The 23,655-nt window shown below is 46.0% G+C and carries 19 protein-coding genes; 6 read left to right on the top strand and 13 right to left on the bottom strand.

The window, feature by feature from the left end; all coding sequences use genetic code 11:
- Positions 1–5: 5 nt before the first annotated feature.
- Positions 6–2,267: a transglycosylase domain-containing protein gene (locus FK220_RS18505; protein ID WP_152575851.1), complete on the bottom strand. Its 2,262-nt coding sequence runs from the start codon at positions 2,265–2,267 to the stop codon at positions 6–8.
- 96 nt (positions 2,268–2,363) lie between these two features.
- Between FK220_RS18505 and FK220_RS18500 the strand changes: the two genes are divergently transcribed.
- On the top strand, positions 2,364–3,143 hold the full coding sequence (locus tag FK220_RS18500; RefSeq protein ID WP_152575850.1) for a S1/P1 nuclease: 780 nt from the start codon (positions 2,364–2,366) through the stop codon (positions 3,141–3,143).
- Positions 3,144–3,453: 310 nt separating this feature from the next.
- On the opposite strand, the gene FK220_RS18495 is transcribed toward FK220_RS18500, so the two are convergent.
- On the bottom strand, positions 3,454–4,020 hold the full coding sequence (locus FK220_RS18495; RefSeq protein ID WP_152575849.1) for a hypothetical protein: 567 nt from the start codon (positions 4,018–4,020) through the stop codon (positions 3,454–3,456).
- A gap of 248 nt (positions 4,021–4,268) precedes the next feature.
- Here FK220_RS18495 and FK220_RS18490 point away from each other — a divergent pair, with 248 nt between their 5' ends.
- Complete coding sequence (locus FK220_RS18490) at positions 4,269–7,541, top strand: WD40/YVTN/BNR-like repeat-containing protein (RefSeq protein WP_152575848.1); 3,273 nt, start codon at positions 4,269–4,271, stop codon at positions 7,539–7,541.
- Positions 7,542–7,708: 167 nt separating this feature from the next.
- Here FK220_RS18490 and FK220_RS20220 read toward each other — a convergent pair whose 3' ends face one another.
- The 6 genes from FK220_RS20220 to FK220_RS18465 all read right to left on the bottom strand — a co-directional run bounded on the left by FK220_RS20220 (position 7,709) and on the right by FK220_RS18465 (position 13,033).
- A complete protein-coding gene (locus tag FK220_RS20220) occupies positions 7,709–7,840 on the bottom strand; it encodes a hypothetical protein (RefSeq protein ID WP_262887914.1) in 132 nt (43 codons plus the stop codon).
- Positions 7,841–7,975: 135 nt separating this feature from the next.
- Complete coding sequence (locus tag FK220_RS18485) at positions 7,976–8,260, bottom strand: hypothetical protein (RefSeq protein WP_152575847.1); 285 nt, start codon at positions 8,258–8,260, stop codon at positions 7,976–7,978.
- 190 nt (positions 8,261–8,450) lie between these two features.
- Positions 8,451–9,476, bottom strand: a complete 1,026-nt coding sequence (locus tag FK220_RS18480; protein ID WP_152575846.1) for a DUF6414 family protein — start codon at positions 9,474–9,476, stop codon at positions 8,451–8,453.
- 42 nt (positions 9,477–9,518) lie between these two features.
- Entirely contained in the window at positions 9,519–10,619 is a 1,101-nt protein-coding gene (locus FK220_RS18475; protein ID WP_152575845.1) for a DUF262 domain-containing protein, read from the bottom strand.
- Complete coding sequence (locus tag FK220_RS18470; RefSeq protein WP_152575844.1) at positions 10,619–11,350, bottom strand: FRG domain-containing protein; 732 nt, start codon at positions 11,348–11,350, stop codon at positions 10,619–10,621. Before FK220_RS18470 ends, FK220_RS18475 begins: the two co-directional genes overlap by 1 nt.
- 360 nt (positions 11,351–11,710) lie before the next feature.
- Positions 11,711–13,033, bottom strand: coding sequence for a GntP family permease (locus tag FK220_RS18465; RefSeq protein WP_152575843.1), 1,323 nt, complete (start codon positions 13,031–13,033; stop codon positions 11,711–11,713).
- Between the two features lie 264 nt (positions 13,034–13,297).
- Here FK220_RS18465 and FK220_RS18460 point away from each other — a divergent pair, with 264 nt between their 5' ends.
- The gene (locus FK220_RS18460; protein ID WP_152575842.1) at positions 13,298–13,675 is read left to right on the top strand and encodes an endonuclease domain-containing protein; all 378 of its coding nucleotides are present in this window, start codon (positions 13,298–13,300) and stop codon (positions 13,673–13,675) included.
- A 515-nt stretch (positions 13,676–14,190) separates the two neighbouring features.
- Here FK220_RS18460 and FK220_RS18455 read toward each other — a convergent pair.
- A complete protein-coding gene (locus FK220_RS18455; protein ID WP_152575841.1) occupies positions 14,191–14,700 on the bottom strand; it encodes a fasciclin domain-containing protein in 510 nt (169 codons plus the stop codon).
- Between the two features lie 121 nt (positions 14,701–14,821).
- On the opposite strand from FK220_RS18455, the gene FK220_RS18450 reads away from it, so the two are divergent.
- The 3 genes from FK220_RS18450 (at position 14,822) to FK220_RS18440 (ending at position 16,688) form a co-directional block, all read left to right on the top strand.
- Positions 14,822–15,388, top strand: coding sequence for an RNA polymerase sigma factor (locus tag FK220_RS18450; RefSeq protein ID WP_152575840.1), 567 nt, complete (start codon positions 14,822–14,824; stop codon positions 15,386–15,388).
- Positions 15,381–16,175, top strand: a complete 795-nt coding sequence (locus FK220_RS18445; protein WP_152575839.1) for an anti-sigma factor — start codon at positions 15,381–15,383, stop codon at positions 16,173–16,175. Before FK220_RS18450 ends, FK220_RS18445 begins: the two co-directional genes overlap by 8 nt.
- 195 nt (positions 16,176–16,370) lie before the next feature.
- Complete coding sequence (locus FK220_RS18440) at positions 16,371–16,688, top strand: GIY-YIG nuclease family protein (protein WP_152575838.1); 318 nt, start codon at positions 16,371–16,373, stop codon at positions 16,686–16,688.
- Between the two features lie 358 nt (positions 16,689–17,046).
- On the opposite strand, the gene rimO is transcribed toward FK220_RS18440, so the two are convergent.
- The 4 genes from rimO to FK220_RS18420 all read right to left on the bottom strand — a co-directional run bounded on the left by rimO (position 17,047) and on the right by FK220_RS18420 (position 23,645).
- A complete protein-coding gene (gene rimO, locus FK220_RS18435) occupies positions 17,047–18,348 on the bottom strand; it encodes a 30S ribosomal protein S12 methylthiotransferase RimO (protein ID WP_152575837.1) in 1,302 nt (433 codons plus the stop codon).
- Positions 18,349–18,544: 196 nt separating this feature from the next.
- Positions 18,545–19,090, bottom strand: a complete 546-nt coding sequence (locus tag FK220_RS18430; protein WP_152575836.1) for a pyridoxamine 5'-phosphate oxidase family protein — start codon at positions 19,088–19,090, stop codon at positions 18,545–18,547.
- 361 nt (positions 19,091–19,451) lie between these two features.
- The gene (locus FK220_RS18425; RefSeq protein WP_152575835.1) at positions 19,452–21,524 is read right to left on the bottom strand and encodes a thiol-activated cytolysin family protein; all 2,073 of its coding nucleotides are present in this window, start codon (positions 21,522–21,524) and stop codon (positions 19,452–19,454) included.
- 240 nt (positions 21,525–21,764) lie between these two features.
- On the bottom strand, positions 21,765–23,645 hold the full coding sequence (locus FK220_RS18420; RefSeq protein ID WP_152575834.1) for a tetratricopeptide repeat protein: 1,881 nt from the start codon (positions 23,643–23,645) through the stop codon (positions 21,765–21,767).
- Between the last annotated feature and the right edge of the window lie 10 nt (positions 23,646–23,655).

Raw genomic sequence — 23,655 nt, 5'->3', positions numbered from 1 at the left:
CTTTATTATCGGGTGTTAAAACGCTTGCGTCTTTTTTTATTCGGATTCTTAAAGAGCCTCTTAAAAAATCCGTCGCGTTTTACCGGAGGACAGTTCAGTTCATCCAGTACTGTTTTGGAAGGTCGTTTGAATCGGGCCTTGGTGATCGAATTGAATTCCTTGGCCCTGTTCAGTTCTTTGTACCATAGTGCAAAAAGGGGTAGGGCAGCATTGGCACCCTGGCCCAGGCTGGTGCTTCGAAAACCGATTTCGTGATTGTCGAGGCCCACCCAGGTCACGTGCACCAGTTTTGGGGTCAGGGCCACGAACCATGCATCCTTGTTGTTTTGGGTAGTCCCTGTTTTCCCCGCGATATCGTTGTTGAGCCCGTAGGTGGTTCGAATGCGTTTTGCGGTACCCTTATCGACGGTGGCCTTCATCATCTGAATCATGAGTTCGCGGGTGGTGCTCGAGAAAGCGCGTTCCCGGGCCCTTTTGGGTTCAAACCGGGTGAGCACCGAGTCTTTTTGGTCGGTAATGGTCTCGATGAGGTATGGAAGCACCGCCCGCCCGTCATTGACATAGCTTGCGTACACCCCTGCCAATTCGTTCACATAGATTTCGCCCGTGCCCAATGCGAGGGAGGGCTGCTCTGGAAGGCTGGAAAATACCCCCATGTTCTTGGCCTGGATCAATACATTTTCGATACCGGTTGCTTCCAGGACTTTCACCGCTACCGTATTCACCGAGTTACTCAGCGCTTCCTCCATGGAGTAATTAAGGTAGGTTTCGTCCTTCTCGCCCGAATTGCTAGGCGACCAACCCTTCAGATTCTTGTATTCCACCTCACTGGCCGAAAAATAGGTACAGGCGGGGATACCCACCTCCAGGGCGGCGGTGTAAACGATGGGTTTAAAGGTGGAACCTACTTGCCGTTTGCTTTGGGCCACATGGTCGAACTTGAAGTTTTTGAAATCAACGCCTCCTATCCAGGTCTTCACGGCCCCTGTTTGGGCATCGATGGCCAAGGATCCCGTATTCAGGAATTTCATATAGTGTTTGATACTATCGATAGGGCTTGCTTGCACCGTTTTTTCGCCGGACCAATCGGCGAGGGTCATCGTCCGTTTTTGACGAAGGGAGTCCATCGCCTGTTGTGGATCTAGGCCGTTCTGGATGAGTTTTTTATAATGGGGGGAATTGCGGACCGCCTTTTCGATGATTTTTTTGTCCGTTTGCCAGGGGGCGTTTTTGGCGTAACTGCGTTCAAAGCTTTTTTGAAGGGAAGCCATATGGGTCTTCATCACCTTTTCGGCCAACTGCTGCATCTTATAATCGAGGGTCGTGTAGATTTTTAAACCGGAGGTGTAAATATTGTACGCGTTGCCCTTCTCCTTTTCGGTGTTGCTCCATTTCAACAATTGCTTCCGGACTTCCTCCCGAAAATAAGGGGCGAGTCCGTCGGTATAATTGAATTTGCGGTAGTTGAGTTTAATGGGTACGTTGCTCAGACTGTCTTTTTGCCCTTCCTCCAAAAACTTATTGTTGACCATGGATTGCAGCACGAGGTTGCGTCGCCTCAAACTGTTTTCGGGAAATACCCTGGGATTGTACCCGTAGGTCGCCTTGAGCATTCCTACCAACACTGCCGCTTCCTCAATGGTGAGTTCGAGCGTGCGCTTGTTGAAAAATCGCAACGAGGCACTTTCGATGCCGTAGGTGTTGTCCCCAAACGAAACCGTGTTGAGATAGTGGGTCAGGATTTCCTTTTTGGAATATAGGTCTTCCAAACGGGAGGCGATGATCATTTCCTTGATCTTGTTTATCGCCAGGTTCGCCTTGGCCCGGTCTTTTCGGGGATACAGGTTTTTGGCCAATTGCTGGGTCAGCGTACTTCCCCCTCCCGAGGACTCGTCCTGCATCAAAATGGTTTTGAAGGCTACCCGGAACAGGCTGGGGTAATCGACCCCCGAATGTTCATAAAACCGTTCGTCCTCAATGGCGATCAACGCATCCAAGAGATGGGGCGGAAAATTTTCATAGGGGATGGGCTGGCGATCGAAAAGGTAGTACTTCCCGATGAGCACGCTATCGGCCGTATAGACCTCCGAGGCCCGCTGATATTCGAAATTGGAGAGTTCCTTCTTGGAGGGCAGCTTGCCCCACGCCCCGAAATAGATACTCAGGAAAAAAAGGATTCCCACCAAAAAAAGGGATACCACCGCCAGTAGGCCGTAGCGTAGGAATGGATTTGGTATCTTGTTTAAAAGTGCCCGAAACCGGTTCATCGTTGCAATATCAATTTAAAAAATAGAATGGAACAGTTATTTAACCATTCCTTAATAGGAGTTTCTCTATTTTTGAAAGCATATACGTTCAAGAATATGAAAAAAATCGTTTTTCTTCTTTTTTTTCTTTCCCAGATCGGCTTTGCCAATGATGGGGTATGGTCCAAGACCGGTCATCGGACCATTGGTGAAATCGCACAACAACATTTAAGTCGAAAGGCGCGAAAGGCGATCGGGAAATTGTTGGAGGGACAAAGTCTAGCTTCGGTATCGAACTTTGCGGATGAAATAAAGGCCGATAGTACCTACCGCAAGTTCAGTGCCTGGCATTACGTAAATTATCCGGCGGACAAGAAATACGGGGAGGAAACCCCAAGCCCCTACGGGGATTTGATGATCGGGATAGAAAAATGCATCGCCATCGTAAAGGATGAAAATAGTTCAAAGGAAGACAAGGCCTTCTATCTCAAAATGCTGGTCCATTTGATCGGGGACCTCCATCAGCCCATGCATGTGGGACGTTTGGAGGACAAAGGCGGAAACGACATTCAGTTGCAATGGTTCGGAAACGGAAGCAATCTGCACCGGGTCTGGGACGCAAATATGATCAATGACTACGGTATGAGCTACACCGAGTTGGCCGCCTCGCTTCCCAAATGGAGCAAAAACCAACAAAAAGCGATCCAACAGGGTACCATCTACGATTGGGTCGAAGAATCGCAGGACATTGCCAACGAACTGTACGAATCGGTCGAGGTAGGGGAGAAACTCGCCTACCGTTATGCCTATGTGTGGTGGGATACGGTGGAAACCCAGCTGCAAAAGGGCGGACTGCGACTGGCGAAGGTGTTGAATGAACTTTTTCAAAAAAAGTAGGGGAACCGCCTACTATTTGGCATGAACTTTGATTTTCAAAAAATGAAGTTCGGTGCGAGGATGTTATGACGGCTTACCACCTGAGTAAGGACAGTGCTTGGCTTTTCGAAATAGGTATAAAAAAATCGACTCATCCAGTCGATTTTTTTGTTGACCTTGGTTTTGGATCAACGATTAAGGAGGATGGACCAAAGACCATAGCTGTTCGGAAGTCAAAAGACCGGAGATCGAAAATTGAGGGTAGGGGTCTGTGGTCGTCGTTCTGCTGTCAGCACTGGTAAGTGCTGGCGGCCGTAAGCATCAGCACGTTTTATTTGACGGCCATCAGCCGTTCCTTTACAAGACCGTATGTTTCCAGTAGGTCGGTTTCCTTGATGACCACATCGGTCATTGAAACGGAAAGAAATCGGGCGATTCCACGGCGGTCTTCGGCACGATCTGAAAAGTCCTTTGCCAGAAGCCCTGACATCAGTAGGTTTCCAAAATCGTTGTAGTCGTTTTGTAGCGTGTAGAGCTGATTGATCGCCTGAATGTCATCGATGGGCAACTCATTGATGATGCCCGTTTGTATGCCCGTCTCATAGGCACTATTGGCCAAGGTGAGCACCTGGGTACCCTGGAAGAAATGAGCGTTTTGTATATCGCTCTGCGGTTGGGAGTAGTAACGACTGCTGTCCTGCAGCATTTTATGGTAGTCGATGACTTTTTCGAGTTTTGATTGGTTCGAATTTATTTCCGACAGCAGGTTTTGGGCAAGGGTGTAGGCCTGGGCCCTGCGTTGATTGTCGTCCGACCAGTTGGAGACCACAAAACCGAGATATACCCCGATCATCACCGGAATAATCTGGAAGAACAGTTCGCCTATTTTTTTCTTCATATTTGCTATTGGTTCAAATTACAATGGGTACAATGAACTCCCTAAAGATAGAAAATTGGAGCGTTTCCCGAACTGAAAAAAAGGAGGCAAGGAGGTCGGTTACCCTAAGACCATCGGTTTTAGAAGTTTTTTTGGAAAATGTGCCCCCTAAACCCCGTCCCATTCGGTACACATTCATTAAATTACGGCCACCAAAGGAAACACATGGCTGTAAGGCCCTTCCAATGTAATCGCTCAAAACCGACCTTATGTATAAACACACCTTTTCGACCTTTTTAGCCCTTATCACTTTTTCTTTATTCCCGATAACAGCCCAGGCACAGGACATCGATTCCAAAGCGATGGCAGCGGCGGTCTCGGGGCTCGAATTGCGGGGTATCGGTCCGGCCATGATGGGCGGCCGTATCGCCGATATCGCCGTAAGCCCTACCGATCGCAGTATTTGGTATGTCGCCGTGGGATCGGGCGGTCTTTGGAAAACCACCAATAGGGGCATCACCTGGACACCCGTTTTCGACGGGCAACCATCCTACTCGATTGGTACCGTGGCCCTCGATCCCAACAATCCCGATATCGTTTGGGTGGGCACCGGTGAAAACGTGAGTGGGCGTCATGTCGCCTGGGGCGATGGGGTCTATCGCAGTGCCGATGGTGGCGCCACCTGGCAGCAAATGGGGCTGGCAACCTCCGAACACATCGGCAGGATTCTGATCGACCCCCGCGATAGCAATACTGTCTTTGTGGCGGCAGAAGGCCCCCTTTGGTCCTCGGGCGGGGAGCGCGGTGTTTTTAAGACCACCGATGGTGGAAAAACCTGGAAACAGGTCCTTCAGATCGATGAACATACGGGCGTGACCGATTTGGAGTTCGACCCTTCGAACCCCGATATCCTATATGCCGCGGCCTATCAACGGCGTCGGCAAACCTGGGCCTTGTTGGCGGGCGGACCAAAATCGGGGATTTACAAATCCGTTGATGGTGGCGAAAGCTGGGAGCGCAAAAAAACGGGGCTCCCCAAAGGCCATATGGGTAAAATAGGCTTGGCGGTTACTCCGGCCAACCCGGAAGTTGTCTTTGCCACCATCGAGGCCACCGAAAGCGAAAAGGGCTTTTATCGCTCGTTGGACAAGGGCGAAAGCTGGGAAAAACGCAGTAGCTATACCTCCGGGGGAACGGGACCCCATTACTATCAGGAGCTGGAGGCTTCGCCCACCGACCCCGATCTCGTGTACCAGATGGATGTATTTCTACATGTAAGCCGTGATGGGGGCAAAACCTTTGATTATTTGGGTACGGGCCGCGAGAAGCACAGCGATAACCATGCCCTTTGGATCGATCCCGACGACGGCGAACATTTGATCGCGGGTACCGATGGGGGGCTTTATGAGACCTTTGACGAGGGCAGCACATGGCGGCATTTTCCGAACCTCCCCATTTCGCAGTTCTATAAACTGGGGCTCGACAATGCCGAGCCTTTTTACAATATTGTCGGGGGCGCCCAGGACCTTGGCACCCTGATCGGGCCCTCCCGAACGAAGAATACCGAAGGGATACGCAACCAGGATTGGTATGTGCCGCTGGGAGCCGATGGCTATGAATCGGTCTTTGATCCCAAGGATCCCAACATCGCCTATATGGAAATACAACAGGGGCTCCTGTACCGACTGGATCGCCGTAGCGAGGAGGTCTTGAACATCCAGCCCCAAGCCGCACCGAACGATCCGCCCGAACGTTGGAACTGGGACAGCCCGTTGCTGATCAGTCCGCACAACTCGAACCGACTCTATTTTGGGTCGCAACGTTTATGGCGCAGCAACGACCAGGGGAATTCATGGACTCCCATCAGTGGGGACCTGACCACCAACACCAACCGCTACGAACTGGAAACGATCGGGCGGGTATGGAGTACCGATGCCCTGTACGATACGGGCGCGATGTCGAAATACGCGACGCTCACGGCCATCTCCGAATCCCCCAAAGTCGAGGGATTGCTCTACACGGGGTCCGATGACGGACTCGTACAGGTCAGCGAGGATGGGGGCCGGAATTGGCGTAAGAGTGGCGCCCTTCCCAAGGTGCCGCCCCGTTCGTTTATCAACGATGTGGAGGCTTCCGGTCACGATGCCAATACCGTTTTTGTGGTGGCCGATGCGCATAAGTTCGGGAATTATGCCCCTTATCTGTTTATGAGCACCGACCGGGGCCGTAGCTGGCGGTCGATTGCCGGGGATTTACCGATGGGAACCATCGTTTGGGTAGTAAAACAGGACCATCAGGATGAAAACCTGCTGTTTATCGGTACCGAGTACGGCCTCTATTTTTCGCCGAACAAGGGTTCGAACTGGATCAAACTGGATGCCGGCGTCCCGACCATCGCGTTCCGGGACCTGGAATTGCACCCAAGGGACAACGACCTGGTAGGGGCCACTTTTGGTCGAGGGTTTTATGTGTTCGATGATTATACGGCTTTACGGGCGCTTGCCACTGCCATTGGGGCGAAGACGAATACGCTCTTTTCGGTACGGGATGCCTGGTGGTACGTGCCCAACGAACCCTTGCAGGCCAAAGGGATGCCCAGTCAAGGGTCGACCAGTTTTGCCGCCGAAAACCCGCCTTTTGGGGCGGTGTTCACCTATTATCTCGCGGAACTGCCCCAGACCGCCAAAGCACAGCGGCAGGACACCGAAAAAGCCTTACGGAACCAAAACGCCAGTATTCCCTTTCCCGGGTGGGATGCCTTGCGTGACGAACTCACCGAGCCCGAGCCACAGGTGCTGCTCTTGGTGCGGAACGAAAACGGGGATCCGGTGCGCTGGATCAAGGGAACCGCCAAAGAAGGGCTGCACCGTTCGAATTGGGATTTGAAACTGCCGGCACCCGACCCGGTCGATTTATCGGTACCCGCCTTTCAACCGCCCTGGGCGGGGGACCCGGAGGGACCTTTGGCCGCCCTCGGTCGCTATACGGTGGAGCTCTTTATCGCCCATGACGGCCAGCTCACCTCCCAAGGTACGCCTGAATCCTTTATGGTGAAACCGGTACCCACCGCAGCGGCCGATACCGACTTTGAGGCGGTGGCCGCCTTTCAGGAAAAGACGAACACCTTGGCACGACAGATCTCGAGTGCCTCGGAAAAGCTGGGCGAGGCCAGGGACCGGATCAAACATATGAAGGCCGCCTTGTTGGAGACGCCCAAGGCAAGCCCGGAGTTGTTTGCCCGATTGAAGACCCTCGAGGATGGGCTGGCCGCTTTGCGGTTGCGCTTATCGGGGGACCCGATCCGCCAGAAATTCAATGAAGCCACGGCGCCCTCGATCAGTGGTCGAGTGGGGCAAGTAGCCTATGGTCATTGGGGCACCCGCCAACCCCCGACGGCGACTCTGGAACGGAATATCGCATTGGCCGAAACCGATTTCGAAAACTTTAAGGGAGATCTTAAAGCGTATTGGAATAGCCTGGAAGGCTATGAAGCCGCCTTGGAAACGGCCGGCGCACCCTATACACCAGGGAGGAAGTTTTAACGGTTTGCTATAAGCCTACCCACTGGAAACACCGCAGTACAAGCAGTTTTGCGGCAATGAACCCTGCTTTTGACATAGATGCCCGCGAAAATTCTAGGGGAATTTTAAATGGGTTGTCCAGTGGCGCGGGCACTCATTTTCTATGTACATTTGGGATTTATAGCTCATCAGTTGAACACATACCCCAACAACCAGTAGAGAATGATAAAAAGAATGATGCCCCCGATGCAACCGCATTTTCCACCGCCTAATTTTTTGGTGCCCCATGCGGCCAAAATGGCTCTTATAATCTTGTTCATGACAAACGGTTTGTACGTGTTAAAGGTAAAGATTCTTCATTGAGCTCCGGTCTCGATAATGATAAAAAGGACCTTGGAGAAAAGTAACTAGCAGGGTAATGGCAGGGGCGGTGGCATACAAGAGCTACCGAGAATTTAGCCAAAGAAAAGGAGATAGATAAGATAAAAGAGGATTCCGACTCCGAAAAACGAAATGGCATAGAAAAATAGTTCGTTGCGTGCATTCGTTCGGGCTTCTTTTCGAATTTCTTTTTTGAGTCGGGCCAAGTCCTTTGCATCCACTTTTTTAAATTCCAATTCGGTCTTTCCCGACTTTTCACGAAGCACATCCTTGAGTTCACGGATGCTTCTCTTTTTTAGTAACGCACGATTTTGCTTTAAACTTAATATCGCACTGGCCATACTTCCTTCGCCGCCCATGGTGCTGTAGGGTAATTTTATTTATAGGTCTTTAATGGCAACGGTTTGTTACAGGCCCCCGATTTAGGATTTTTGAATGGGTACAGGCTCCCTTACTTATGAGGGCACCAATGATATACGGGTGCTAGCCTGGGAAATTGTAAGAAGTTTTATTTGTCTTTAGCTCAGTTCTTTATTATTGCACGTTTAATTATAAATTCACTTCACGGTAGATTGCAATAGGACTAACTGAAATTTTAGGATATGTAGGTACAAAGAAGAATTTCTCAAATCCCTCAAATGATGAGAATACGCTTCTAAAAGCTTTTTCAAAAACATCAGAATCTTCCAGTTCACCATCCTCCAAGCCTAAATATTCATCACTTAAATTCACTCTAACATCTTTTTTCTGTGGACATGAGGTAACAATGCCAAAAACGGAAAGTTTTATATTAGGTCTACTGCCATATGTGTAAATTACATTTTCAAAGTCTCCATTTACCAGGTATTCACTTTTTAGATTAGATAGTAGTTGAAAATTATTGAAAACATCAAATGGAGCTAGTCGAAAATTTAAACGGTTAGGTGAAAACGTATTAAGAAATAGTTCTAGTCTTAATTTGAATGTTTCGTCTAGAAAAACTGCCCCTGACTCTTCTTCCATTATTTTATCGAAGTTTTTTTGAACTGCTCTTAGTTTGGATAATTCTTTGTGATTATTATTAGATTTAAGCCTTTTGGTTAAATCATTGACTTGTTCTTTTAATTTAATGATTTCAGGATTATTTTCTAGAACTGATGTAAAAATAAGTCTCTGAATGTCGTTAAAGTTGTGCATAATTCTTTTGAACCTCTCAAAGTCTTCAAATGCACTCCAACCAGTTGCTTTAACGTAAGTCAGATCTGGAACTTTTTCCAAAAATTTATTAAAGGTTTTTGTATTAGTGCCGAAATCTGAATTTAAATAAGTTAGAATTTTTTTTTCAAATAAAGCTTTTTCTAATTCATTCAATAGTTCATGATAGATTTCAATTTTTTCAGTCCGAATTTGTTTTTCCCTTCCAGTAGCACCAACGGAACCTTTTAAAATCTTAATGTCAAATCCAAGCTCGGATGATATTCCTCCTTCATCTTCAATCGCTCTTGTTAATTCACTAACAAGACCACCACTCAGCTGACTATTTAAAGATTTAGCTTTATCATAATCGAAGTATATGAGGTCTTTAATTGATTCCATAGACTTTATTCTCTTATGTGGTAAGGGTTTGCCTAAGCTGTTTTAGTGCAGTTTAGGCTTTGTTGTACCCAGTATTTTTTTGTCAATATTCAGGTATTCCAGGAGAATTCGGCTTCTTTCCCTTATAGAACTAGCGTCATTTGTACCTTGTAAAGACATTCTATCAAACTCAATGAGTGAGTAATCAGCCTTAGAAATGTCATCTTCTGCCATTGTTTTGTTTAATGATATATCCTCCTTAAATTTCAATAGATTTGGTCTAGATATTTTACTTTCATCATTAGTATTCAAAGCACTACGAACAGCTAAATAGTAAATCGGGATTATACTTTGAGTTCTTAGGAGAGCATCATTGTTCGCAAAAATATTGACCAACTTATCTAGAATGGTCGATACTGCTTTTTCGATATTCTTTGCGTCTAAACTCTTTTCCTTCTTGTATTTTTTTACTAACGAGTCCAAAAAGGTCTTTTTCGTGTCGTACACCTTGTTTTCTTTTGAAAGATAATGTTCAATAAATAACAGTCTTACAGCAACTTCAAGATGCTGATATCTCCTGTTAGAAAACTTTACTTTTTTCTGGAAAAAACTATGTTTACCTAATTTCTTTATTGATTGAACTAATGGTCCCCCAATGGCATTTCGCTTTTCGGCGGCGTTCAATGGAACAGCCTCATTTAGTCGAAGAAACATATCATCAATTAGTTCTAAATCATCTGTTTCAACACAAATTATCGGCATTTCGAATGACTCAAAAACCATCTTGAGTTTTGGGTAATGTTCTGCAATATCTTTATAGTACAGACCCTTTGCATCTAGCTTTGGTTCAGACAAAAAGATAAAGTCCTGACTTAATGGAAAGTCGCCATTAATAAATTTGAAAATTGTTTCAATACGCTGTCTTCCATCAATTACGGCATATTCAAATCCAGTTTTTTTCTTTTCTTCTAATGTCAGTACGTGAAAATATAGTTTTGGTATATCATAATCATTTAAAATTGAATCAATCAATAGTTGTCTTTTTTCCAAAGGCCATATTTCACCATTTCGTTGATATTCTGGACTAAGGTTTACTGAGTCTTTTTCATATACCAACCTTAATATGTTACTGTTTTTCTTTGGGAATGTTGATATATAATTCATTAGATTTCTTTCTTTAAGGTTTCACCAATACTTGCCAGCTCTGGAAACATTTGAAACTTGTCAATACCACAAATTTTCAATTCATCAAGAATTTCTTTCTTATTTAAAGATGGTATGATATATCTCCAAACATGGTTTTTGTCACCAATTTCTTCAATTGCAGTAGTTTTTTTATGAAAAATGGTAAACGTACCTTGTTGCGCTTGCATTCGACTAGTATTCCTAGAAGTGATTGCCGCTGCTGGGCCCATGGTATTTGTTCGATCTGCATGGTAGCTTATAGGATTATGATTGCCGAGATCCCCTATACCTGGTATGTCAAATGTTTCTTCTGGTTCAATCCCCGAATGTTTATTTAATTCTGTTGGTAAAAGCACCCAAAGTGCCGCGTCTGACCCTAAATTATCACAACAAGCAAAATATAGTGCAATTAGTGAACTTTCAGTCCAGTCCAAAAGCCTAGTTGGAACCCCATGGTGTTGCATGATAAACAACCAATCAAAGTCGTTACTTGAATGGTGGTTCATCAACAAAGTGGCGTTTTGTTTGAATTTTTTTATTAGTGTCATTTCAGAAGTGCTAGTTGCTTTTCGATAAAATGATGGAATAAGCTTATAATCCTTTTTGGATTGTCCTCTGTACCAAATAGGTCCAGCATAAAATGCAGAATCGTCTTTAAGTTTCTTTATTAGTTCAGAAACACTTTTTATTTTCTTATCCCGATATTTCATTACTCTTTTTTAAATTAGGCACAATTAGTTTTACAGCGGTAAATATATCGCCATACCCCACAACGGAGTTTTAGCAACACTTTTTATCCTAAAGTCAATAGGAGGTAAATGTGGGGAAAAGAAAGAGGCATTGCAAGATAATCAAATTTTGGAAACCTATTCTTACGGGTTTCCGCAGTGGTTTAGAGAGATAAGAAGTAAGATTCAAGAGACAAGACGAACTGCCAGTGATGAGTTTGGAGTTCTGAGGTAGGAGTGATCAGTAAGCAGTAATCAGTACTCAAAGGTAAGTAATCAGTTCGAAGTTGGAGGGGGTTTTAGAATTTGGTACCTGGATTTTGGGATTTTATAATTTCGGATTTATTGAAAAAGTTGCGAAAACAAAAACACGATCAATATCCCCGAAACGCCCAATACCAAGGTGCCTAGGGTAAGCGTTTTGTTGCCGTCCTTGACATCCATGCCGGTCAATTGGGTCAAAACCCAAAAGAAACTGTCGTTGGCGTGGGAGACGACCACCGATCCCGCACCAATGGCCAAAACGGTCATCGTTTTTAAAAAGGGTTCGTCCAACCCCAAGGCGGGCAAGATGGGGGCCACGATGGAGGCCGTCGTGATGAGGGCTACCGTCGAGGAACCCTGGGTGGTCTTTAAACAGGCGGCCAATAAAAAGGGGAAAAACAGCCCGATATTCAAGTCCGAAAAGCTGCCCGTAATCAAATCGGCAATGCCCGAATTCTGCAACATACTGCCAAAAATACCCCCGGCCCCCGTAATCAGGATAATGGGTGCGGCCGTTTTGAGAGCTTCCCCGAACCAGCCGTTGGCGGAGAATACGGTATGGTCCAATTCCTTGGGCAATAACAAGGAGAGCGCCACCCCGATCAAAAGGGCGATCACCGGCGTGCCCAAAAAGGAGATGACGGGATAGAGTGCATGTGTTTGCAAGGCAAAATCGGGATAGTCAAAAAAGGATTTTAGAATGATTAAGACTATGGGCACCGTAATGGCCAACAACGACGTCCATAACTGGGGTTGGTGTATGGCAGTGGCGGCTTTTTCCATTACAATAGGGAGCTTCACTTTAGAGGCTATTTTGGTGGCAAAAAAATAACTCGGCACCAAGGACAACAAACTCACGATGATACCCCAGAAAATCACATTGCCCAGGTCCACCTCTAAAATCCCCGCCGCGGCGATGGGTCCGGGGGTAGGGGGTACCATCACGTGGGTGGCCATCAGTCCCAGGGCCAGGGCCACCGATGTCCCCGCAAAGGAGACTGCCGCTTTGTGCGACAAGGCTTTGTTCAAGGGGTTCATCATGATAAAGGCACTGTCGGCAAACACGGGAATCGATAGCAGATAGCCCGTGAGCATCATCGCGAGATGCACCGACTTTTCCCCGATCAGTTTCAGCATGCGGGCGGCGATGACCATGGCCCCGCCCGATTTTTCGAGTACGGTACCGATGACCACCCCAAAGAAAATGATGAGCCCGATTTTGCCCATAATGCTCCCAAAACCGTCATTCACGGAGGAGATAATGGCGGGGACGGACATGCCCGTAACAAAGCCATAGCCGATAGCGGCCACCAGTAACACAAAAAAAGGATGGATTTTCCATCGGACGATGCCGAGGATGATAAAGGCGAGGGCCGCAATAAGGGCAAAGACGTAGATCATGGTGTTGTTGGTTGGTTCTAAAATAGACAATATATTTTGAAATAGCGAGGGACCACCCCGGCTGTCGCCACCCCTCCTTAATTTAAGAAGGGGGCCCTACTTTCGATTTTCTGTTTTTATTAATCTTTGAAACAATGATCTGGTATTGAAGGCAAATCACGGAGTCCTCCCCTCACCGAGGGGAGGTGCCGACAGGCGGAGGGGTTTCATTGGAACACAAAGATTCCATACCCCCCTTTAGCTGTTTAATCAGTATCTTTAAACATGGCCCGTTCACTGCATAACAGGAAGTACCTCAAGGGTTTCCGAAAAGAGCTGCGCAACAATCCCACCAAGGCGGAGTCGATGTTGTGGAAAGCCCTGCAACGACGACAATTGAAAGGACGAAAGTTCAGGAGGCAGCACAGCATTCAAAACTATATCGTTGATTTTTACTGTTCGGAAGAGCAGTTGATTGTAGAGCTAGACGGAGCAGTTCATCATAATATGGTCAACGAGCAATACGATCTCAAACGAGCCCAAGAACTACGAAGACTCGGTTTTAAACTATTGCGATTTGAAAACGATACGGTGTTTGAACAGCTTGATATGGTACTGGAGGCGATAAGTGCAGCGTTTGGGAAGAGGGAGGATGCGAGGTAGCGAACCACCCCGGCTGTCGCCACCCCTCCTTTGAAAGGAGGGGACCCTACTTTCGACTTTCTGTTTTTATAGATCTTTGAAACAATGATCTGGTATTTAAGGAAAATCACAGGGTCCTGCCCTCGGTGAGGGGAGGTGCCGACAGGCGGAGGGGTCCGACTTGGATGATGAAAGCTGTAGTAGTTGTAGTGTCTTTGAAAAACTGAAGGATTTAATTTAAGCTTGGGGAGTTCCAAATCCAACCACCCCGGCTGTCGCCACCCCTCCTTAATTTAAGGAGGGGACCCAATTGACGACCTATTTAATTTATGGTTGTTTTTAGCCGATTGAGTTGTACCCAAGACAAATCACGGGGTCCTCCCCTCGCCGAGGGGAGGTGCCGACAGGCGGAGGGGTCCGATTTGCAAGGTTTCGGCACCAAGTATCGGCCGTTAAATGCAATTAGTTCCAGCTACCGCATAAAAAAAGCACCGCTTTCACGGTGCTTCCTTCTTTTTCATAGCGTAGGTGTCGGATTATTTGGGCATTACCACGTCCTCGATGACGTGAATAACTCCGTTTGTGGCCTCTACATCGGTTTTGGCGATTTTACTATAATTTCCGTTGGCGTCCATCAAAAAGATGCCTCCATCCTTACTAACGGCGGTCAAGGTGGCACCATTGACGGTGGTCAATTCCGCTTTTCCGTTTCCGGCTTCCAACGCTGCGGCAACATCGGCTGCAGCCAATTTTCCAGCTACTACGTGATAGGTCAAAATAGCCGATAATTTTTCCTTATTGGCGGGCTCCATCAAGGAGTTCAAGGCATTGGCGTCGATTTTGGCGAATCCGGAGTTGACCGGTGCGAATACGGTAAACGGTCCGTCACTTTTCAAGGTGCTGACCAAATCGGCAGCTTTTACAGCGGATACCAAGGTTGAGAAGTCATCTACGGAAGCGGCTACATCAACGATGTCCTGCGCTTGTGTTCTCTGCGTGAATACTAATAAAGTAACAGCGGCGATACTTAGCATAATTTTTTTCATAATGATGTTTTTAGATTTTTAAATATGAGCGAACAATTATTGCTTGCTTTCATTTACATATACACAGGCTTCCCGGCGATGGATGAGCAAATTCCTTTTTTATCATATCTTTAACGTTTCAATGGCAACACCTTTAAACGATACTCCGCTCATCACACAACTCCGGCAAGGGGATAAGCAAGCCTTGTTCGGTCTCTACGACAAGTATTCGGGAGCGCTCTACGGGGTGATCATCCGTATTTGCAAGCGGGAAGACATGGCCAAGGATGTGCTACAGGAAAGTTTTCTAAAAATCTGGCGTAAAATCGACCAATACGATGCTTCGAAGGGAAAATTTTATACCTGGGCGTACCGCATCGCAAAAAATACGGCCCTAAATGCGGTAAGAAATCCGGATCCGCTCATCCAAACCGATGATTTGAGTGTATATGATGATAGGAGGACGGAGGTTCCTAAGGATTATACCGAACTGAACGGCATGCTGAAGCAATTGGAACCCCACCATCAACGAGCGATCGAACTGGTTTATTTTGAGGGATTCACCCACCGGGAGGCCCATAAGGAAATGAAGGTGCCCCTGGGGACTTTTAAATCCTACGTGCGCCAGGCGTTGCTCAAATTAAGGGAGCAGTATCCTGAAGAACTGATGTTGCTATTGCTATATGTTGAATTGATCGGACATGGATAGGAAGAAAATCTTACAAGATGGATTATTGGAGGAATACCTCTTGGGCGAGCTTGCCGTGGAGCAGGAAACCGCCGTGTCCCGCGTGCTTCAAAGCGATGCCGAGCTGATGGCGCAATTCCGTGCGATGGAAGCCGATTTTGAGCGGATGGCCTTTGAAAATGCCATAACGCCCCCTAGTGAAGTACGAAAATCCTTGGAGGCCGCCATGCTGCAAGATGAGGTGGGAAGCTCGAAAGTACGTTCGCTCGACGTTCCCCAACGGAAGAACTCCGCACTCCTAATGCGGTTGATGGTCGCGGCCAGTCTGGCGGCCATTTTCGCCTTGAGCTCCTTTTGGCTCTATACCAAATGGCAGGATTCCGAGAAGAATCTACAGGTACTCCAGCAGCAAACAACTGGCCTACAGAACCGTTTGGCCGATATCGAAAAAAACTACCGGGAGACCAATAGCCGCTACCAGAGCATCAACAACCCCAATGTGGTGCCGCTACTGCTCGTGGGCAATGCGAAGTCCCCCGATTCCCGTGCAATTGCCTATGTGAACCATCAGACGAAGGAAGTCGTCGTAAATGCAAAAGGCTTGGCCCCCTTGGATGCCGATCATACCTACCAGATGTGGGCCGATGTGGAAGGCGAGATGATCAGTATGGGCTTGGTATCAAGCAATCAGGAATACGTCGCGCTGGCCTACATCGACAAGGCCGAATCGCTCAACATCACCATCGAGCCCGCCGGCGGCAACGACCACCCGACGGTCGAGCGATTGATTTCGAATGTGTCTTTGTAGGCTATGACCCTTCTCTAAAGTAAGACCTTTATTTCATCTGTGGTTCCGAACGTAGTGGGGAATCCCCACGTCGGTTAAATCCATCAAAGAATGGAAATGGGAGTGTAAAGATGGAATTGACCGGAAGCTTCATAAATCTTTTCCTACATAGAGGGGAGGCCTCAAATTCCCATTAAATTCATATTTTGTCAGCGCATGCACTCTCACGGCCACCATACCTATCATGTTTACATCATCACTAATAAGACGAAATCGGTGTTGTATACCGGGGTGACCAACTATTTGGCTAAAAGGTTGTATCAACATGGGGAAAATATCAAAAAGGATAAAAAGACTTTTGCATCAAGATACAAATGCCGGTATCTGCTTTACTATGAGAAGTTCGCCTGGATACAGGAAGCTATTGCGAGGGAAAAGGAGCTAAAAGGATGGAGAAGGCAGAAGAAGCTAGATTTGATTAGGACGATTAATCCACATATGAACTTTTTGGAATACTTGTTCCCGTACCCCTAGGAACGGTTGAATGGGAGGAAGATGGTAATTTCTGTTTTAGGGCATTGAAAAGCGGTATACCGAGGAGATCTGTAGTATGCGTAGTTGCCCTTTATGAAGGACTTCCGTTGGGGTTGTGAAGACCAAAATCGTTAAAAATGAAACATCCGAGGAGATGCTTCGCTTCGCTCAGCATGACAAAATAGGTCTATTCTTTTTTTACTTCCATTCTTAATTCACGAAGCAAGAAACTACTTAAAGGTTATTTTGCTTCGCTAAGTATAACAAAATTGACTCGTTCCTTTATTAAAATACGAAACAACACCCTACCAAAACCACAATTCGCTTTGCCCAGTAGGACAAATTTGGTTTCAAATTATTAAACAGGCTCTCCATACAAATCGAAGTCCGCGGCGTCGGTAATCTTGAGTTCTACAAATTCCCCTTGTTTTAGGTAGTGCTGGTTGGCATCGATGAGGACTTCGTTATCGACATCGGGGGAATCGAATTCGGTACGGCCCACAAAGTAATTGCCTTCCTTGCGGTCGATGATGCAGCGGAAGGTCTTACCGATTTTTTCCTGGTTCAATTCCCAGGAAATCTGGGACTGGATTTCCATGATCTCATTGGCACGCGCCTGTTTAACGTCTTCGGGCACATTATCCTCCAGTTGAAAGGCATGCGTATTTTCCTCATGGCTATAGGTAAAACACCCCAAACGTTCAAAGCGCATCTGCTCTACCCATTGTTTCAAGGTCTGGAAGTCCTCCTCGGTCTCCCCGGGGTAGCCCACAATCAAAGTGGTGCGGATGGCCATGTTTGGCACGGCCGCCCGGAAGTCCTGCAACAGTCGTGTCGTCTTGGCCTTGGTGGTGCCCCGTCGCATACTTTTAAGGATGCTATCCGAAATATGCTGTAACGGAATATCGAGGTAGTTGCAGATCTTGGGTTCCCGTTTCATGACTTCCAGGACGTCCATCGGAAATCCGGTCGGGAAGGCATAGTGCAACCGGATCCACTCGATACCGTCTACTTGTACCAGTGCTTGCAGCAGTTCGGCGAGATTTCGTTTTTTGTAAAGGTCCAGACCGTAATAGGTGAGGTCCTGTGCGATCAATATCAATTCCTTTACCCCTTTGGCCGCCAGTTTTTCGGCTTCGGTAACCAGACCCTTAATGGGTGTGCTGCGGTGCTTGCCGCGCATTAGGGGAATGGCGCAGAACGAACAGGGTCGGTCGCAACCTTCGGCAATTTTTAGATAGGCATAGTTCTTCGGGGTCGTCGTGAGGCGTTCCCCGATCAATTCGTGCTTGTAATCGGCTCCGAGGGCCTTCAAAAGATTCGGCAGCTCGCTCGTACCGAAGTACTCATCTACATTCGGGATTTCCTGTTGGAGGTCGGGTTTGTAGCGTTCGCTCAGACAGCCCGTTACGAATACCTTGTCGACGGCCCCGGCTTCCTTCTTTTCCACATATTCGAGAATGGTATTTACACTCTCCTCCTTGGCATTGGCAATAAAGCCACAGGTATTGATGACCACGATGTTGCCTTCCTCCTCATGTACCACTTCCTTATTATTGGCGCGCAATTGTCCCATCAACACCTCGGAGTCGTACACATTTTTGGAACAGCCCAGGGTGACCACATTGATCCTATTCTTTTTAAGGGATTTCGTCCGCATAATCGATTTTTGAAGTGCAAAAGTACGATTTGCAAAGGGAAGTAGGGGGATTGAGGTGCAAAGTTTCAGGTTTCGAGTGTCAAGTTCAAACACAAAGACAAAGATCTATTGGAAATTCATCAAATAGCAGGAGGAGGTAGCAGATCGAAACATGAATCAAAAAACCACGCACTACCAACTGTTGAATGAACACTGCTCAAGGCACCATAAATTCCCCTTCCCAATGGTTGTTTTCCTTGGAATAGCGGACGCGTAGGTGATTGGGGCGCTTCAATTTGAGGTATTCGATCTTAAAGGGAACGATTTCGAGCATGCAAAAATGGGCATCCTCGTCGAGATATTCTACCTCGTCCGGGTTTTTAATACTGCTTCCGGGGGCTAGGGAGGTGGTATAGTCCTTTCTGCTCGATGGCTGTACCCCGCTCCAATATTTTTGCAGTATTTTCTCGTCCTTGATGATTTTGGCGAGTCCCTCGACCTTGACCTGCATCAATTTTTTGGGATGGTAGAAGAGCACGCTTACTTTGGGGTTTTCCTTAATGTGGATGATTTTCTTGGAACGCCGGTCGGTATAGAAGACCAAATGAAGGTCGTCGATTACCTTTCGAAGCACCACGGTTCGGAGACGGGCGATCCGATCAAGACCCACCGTCGCCATGGTACAGTACCGGAACGGATGTCCCTTTTTAACGGCACCCTGTTGCAAATCGGTTCGGAGTTCGTCAAAAAAAACATCGGTCATGATTCCTATCATTTGGCTATTTAAAGATACGAATAATCCGCTATGGAATAGGGTTGTTCCCCTCTAAATTTGGATAGCGCTATTTGAAATAAAACGCTTGGTTCGAAAAAAATTATTCTTTGTGAACCTCGATATCTCGGGCAGTTGTAAGATAATTCGATGAAAATTTAAAAATAGTGGTAGGGTAATCGGGCAATGGATTGTTCTATATACAAATTGCTATTAAAAAGGAAAGCGATTTCAAAAGAGAGATTTAGTTTAGTTCAATAATAGTTCATGTGTTTAGGTTGGTTTTTTGATTTTGATTAAAAAGCCTCGACGTAGGGTCGAGGCTTTTTTATTTGGGCTCATTCAAATTGATTTAATTAACGACCCATGGGCCTTCAAAAACATCTCCAGGTCCAGCTACTGAGAACCACTGCATTATTTCATCGCCTTCTTCATTGACAAATAGGTACCTGGTACTACCTCCTCCAAGGGCAAATTTAGTAGCAGCGCCTACCTTTTCGAATAAGGTGATCACATCTTCGGGAACGGCCGTTCTGCTGAACCATGCTTCAGAGGGGAATAAAGTACTGTTCCAGCCGACATTGGGATCTTGGCTTCTATACCGCTGATAAGCGGTACCGTTTCTTTCAAAGTATGCCATTGTTGGGTAAGCGGTGTTCACAGCAGCCCCTATACCGTTACTTAATTTAAAAGTACCCAAATCACCAAAAATCTTGTTCACCAAAAATATTTTAGAACCATCATCATTATTCGTAGCGTAAGTCACAAGAGTTTCTGTTGGCAAACCATTGGTAGGAATTTTGTTTGGATCAACTGTAGCTATTTGGCATCTTGAGCCATCGCCACTGAAAATGTAAACCACATTGGATGAAAAATCCACAGCAGCACCGACATCGTCAATATCAAGATTTCCAAGCGGTGCATTTTGGTCATTTATATTGAAAATCATTGGGTCGTCACCATTTCCGAATACGGCTTGGGCGTCACCATTATACCAAGCATACGAATCTCCGGACTTGTTAAAGACAATGACATTACTCCCAGATATGTTCAAAAGGGCACCGATGCCATCTTCAAACAGGTCTACTAACCCAGCATATAATCCAGGAGGTAATACCCCTTTCAATTCACACGTTTTTACGGTGTATTTTGTAGCTAAATTGGTGCTGACCACTTGACTTGGGTCTTCCAAACTATTGACCACGTACGATAGTGGTAAGCCACCTGCAATATCACTTGATTCGGCAAGTCGCCCTACAATATCCTGCAGGTTGTCAACCGCGTCTTCGCCACCAAAAGTTGCCCCAACCGCATTCAACGTACCTTGGGAATCTCCCCCGTAAGCAATCACTTTTACGGTCAGATTATTGTACTCACGAAGTGACTCGATATCTACACTGCCGCTTACCTTACCGGCTACGGCGTTGTACGATCCTCGAAGCGAGGCCTCCATGTCTTGGGCCGATGCAGTGGATTCATAGAGCATATAAAAAATTCTACCATAGGTCACGGAAGATATAAACGTGCCCGGATTATCGGGTTGAATGAATTGGGAAAGTTGTTGTGCGGTAACACTGGGATCGAAGACCTCATCAAGACCGGTAGGCTTTACATAGCTCATAGTATAGTATTGCTGGGTCAATTTTACCAACACACTGCTAACATCGCTACTTGTATTCAACGAAAAGTTACTGCTTACCTTAGTCGTCAACGTGGATGCCTTTAGTCCCATTTCCAATGCCAATTCCTCCGATGAATTAATAGCGACGACATCAAGCGTGAAGTTTGCAGGTGTAATATCACCATTTTGGGCGATTACATCATTCATGGCCTGTTGCACGGTTCCTTGGTCTACCACTGCTACTTCTGCTGTCGCTTTCGGATTGCCCGTCACCAGATTATAGGTGATTTTTCCTCCTGCCCTTTTAACCGGTATATCTTGTGGAGTGGCCTTGTCCAAGGTTTTACCCTGCAATAGATTGCCCGGCCAGATTACGGAAGCGTTCGTATTGTAGAGAGGAAATGTATGGGTTCCGCCAGTTACATCCACCTCTTTTTCGGTACAGATCCACCGCTGTTCGATTAGCTCACCATCGGGACCGTCTTTTCGGGTATAGGGCTCATTTTCAGTTGTTTCGGTTCCAGAAACCTCTGTTTCCGTGGTGTTGGGTGGAAAATCTTCAAACTCATTTCCACTGGCTACGATGGCCGTAAGCCCGTTATCGTCAATAGGATTTTCAGGACACCCTTGATTACTTGCGGGGCCGGCCTCATTTGGGCAGGTATCGTTTTCATCGACAATACCGTCTTGGTCGGTGTCAATGGGCCCGGACGGGTCTGGATTATCGTCTTTACTACAGGCAACGATTACTACTAGAAGGAGCAACATTGCAAATTTGTTCAGTACTTTAAAATTTGTTTTCATCACATTGTTGTTTTGTGGTTAAACTTCATATGCTGTTTTGTGCGACCTGCCCGATTTTCGGACTGCAGTTCCTACCCCGGGCAAGACCACAAAACGGTTGTCATTGTCTAGATTGATTTCAATGACTCCACAAACCTAGCCTGATTGTTTTGGGAAGTAAAAAAACAAGGGTGGACATGAGGTGGACACTCCTAAAATAAACAGTGGACGAAAGGTGGACAGGCTTGTAATGCCTTTATTTTAAAGGCTTAAAACCAAATCTTGCAAAGAGTCTTCCGTGGTCAAATCCAACTTTTTACGCAGTCGATAACGGGCTTTTTTAATGCCTTCAGCGGAAATATTGAGGATATTGGCAATCTCTTTTGAGGATAAATTCATCTTTAAAAGTGCCAAAAGACGCAGTTCATTAGACGTAACATCAGGGTATTTGGTTTTCACGTTACTATTGAAATCTTTGTGTACTTCTTCGAAATAACGTGAGAAATTTTGCCAATTATTATCGTCTTGCAAATCGAAATTGATTGAGTGGATCAGTTGATTGTATCCCGCAACGCTAGATTCCTTGTCTTTTAGTTCTTGGGCCTTTAATTTTAGGTTTTCCAAGGTTTCATTCTTACGGGCTAGGTTCAAGGCATGGGTGGTGAGTTCTTTCTTTTTAAAGGCGAGTTCGGCATCCACTTTTTCTTTCTCCAATTTATTACGTTTTATTTTCTGGCGGACTGCATAGAAACCGATCAGGGATAAAAGAAGGCCAATACCCAATAGCAGTTTTTGAAGGTTACTTATTGATGCCTTTTGTTCCAATACGGTTATCTCCTTTTCTTGTAGCGCAATTTGTTGTTCTTTGGTTTCGATATCGAACATGGCGCGCATCTCCTCTATCTGCTGCGATTTTCTTACATTGAATAGACTATCGTTCAATTGGGCAAATTTGATATAATCGTCTAAAGCACTCTTATATTCCCTTTTTTTTCGTAGGGCCTTGGAGCGTTCGAAATAAGCGCTCCTTGTTTGTGGCAATGCCTTGAGACTGTCCGATATTCGAATGGATTCCTCCAAATATGTTATTGCCTGGTCTGGTTGATTCATTTGGTTGTATAATAGGCCGAGACTAGTATAGGTTTTATGTATTTCTGTTGGATTATCCATTTTCGAATACACTTCAAGAGATTTTTTCAAACTATTGATCGCCTCGGGGAATTTTCCCAAATTGGTATAAGCATTACCCAACAGGTTATACGCACTCGCCTCTTTCAACTGAAATTTATTTTCTCTGGATATGTCAATAGCTTTTTGAAGATATTTAATGGCCTCCTCGGGTTTGTTCAAGTACATGAGATTTTCTCCGATGAATCTTAACGCATCACTTTGCCATAAGAGATCTTCAAATTCGTTATAGACTTTGTATGCTTTTTCAAAGTGGCCAATACTACTTTTGTAGTTTTCCAATTTAATTTCTATTTGTCCCAGGAGGACATGGGCATCGGCGACAAAAAGTTGATTTTTTGCCCTATCCTTATATTCTCGCAGCGCCTTAAGTCCGTTCTGAAGAGCAAGATTGTATCGTCCTTGTTTTAAATCTATTTCTGAAAGCATGTAATAGGTTGAACCAATAAACTTGAAATCAATCTCACGGGCATATGAAATCGTATCCTTATTAGCATATATTTCTAAATTTGCAGCCAAATACTGTTTGGCCGTCTCAAAATCGTTTTGGCGATCATATAGGTTGGCGAAACGTGTGTTTGATGTTAGTATTCCGCCTATGTTTTGAGACTCGGTCACCATGTCATACGTAGCTTTTGTATAATAGTATGCGGAGTCAAGCTCGTCCCTATTGAAAAAATAAGAGCTTATCTGGTTTAACCCCCTTGCTACACCATCTTTATAGTCCAATTGCTTGGACATCTTGACCATTTCGTGAGCAAATTTGTATGCCCGTTCGGGATCAGTGTAAGTCAGGTTTTGAAGAATACGATCGGCAATGTTTACCTTAATGGTGTCAGTTGACCTTTTGTTATACGCATTCAGGAGGCTGTCAAGGTTCTTGTAGTCTTGGCCACAGAGCGGGGGAGATAGGGCACAAACAACCAAAAACCAACATATAATTTTGGACTTCATAGGTGTTTGG

The sequence above is a fragment of the Pelagihabitans pacificus genome, from assembly GCF_009371985.2.
Lineage (GTDB): Bacteria > Bacteroidota > Bacteroidia > Flavobacteriales > Flavobacteriaceae > Pelagihabitans > Pelagihabitans pacificus.
Note: the sequence above shows the minus strand (reverse complement) of the source record. Positions and strands in the feature narration are given on the sequence as shown.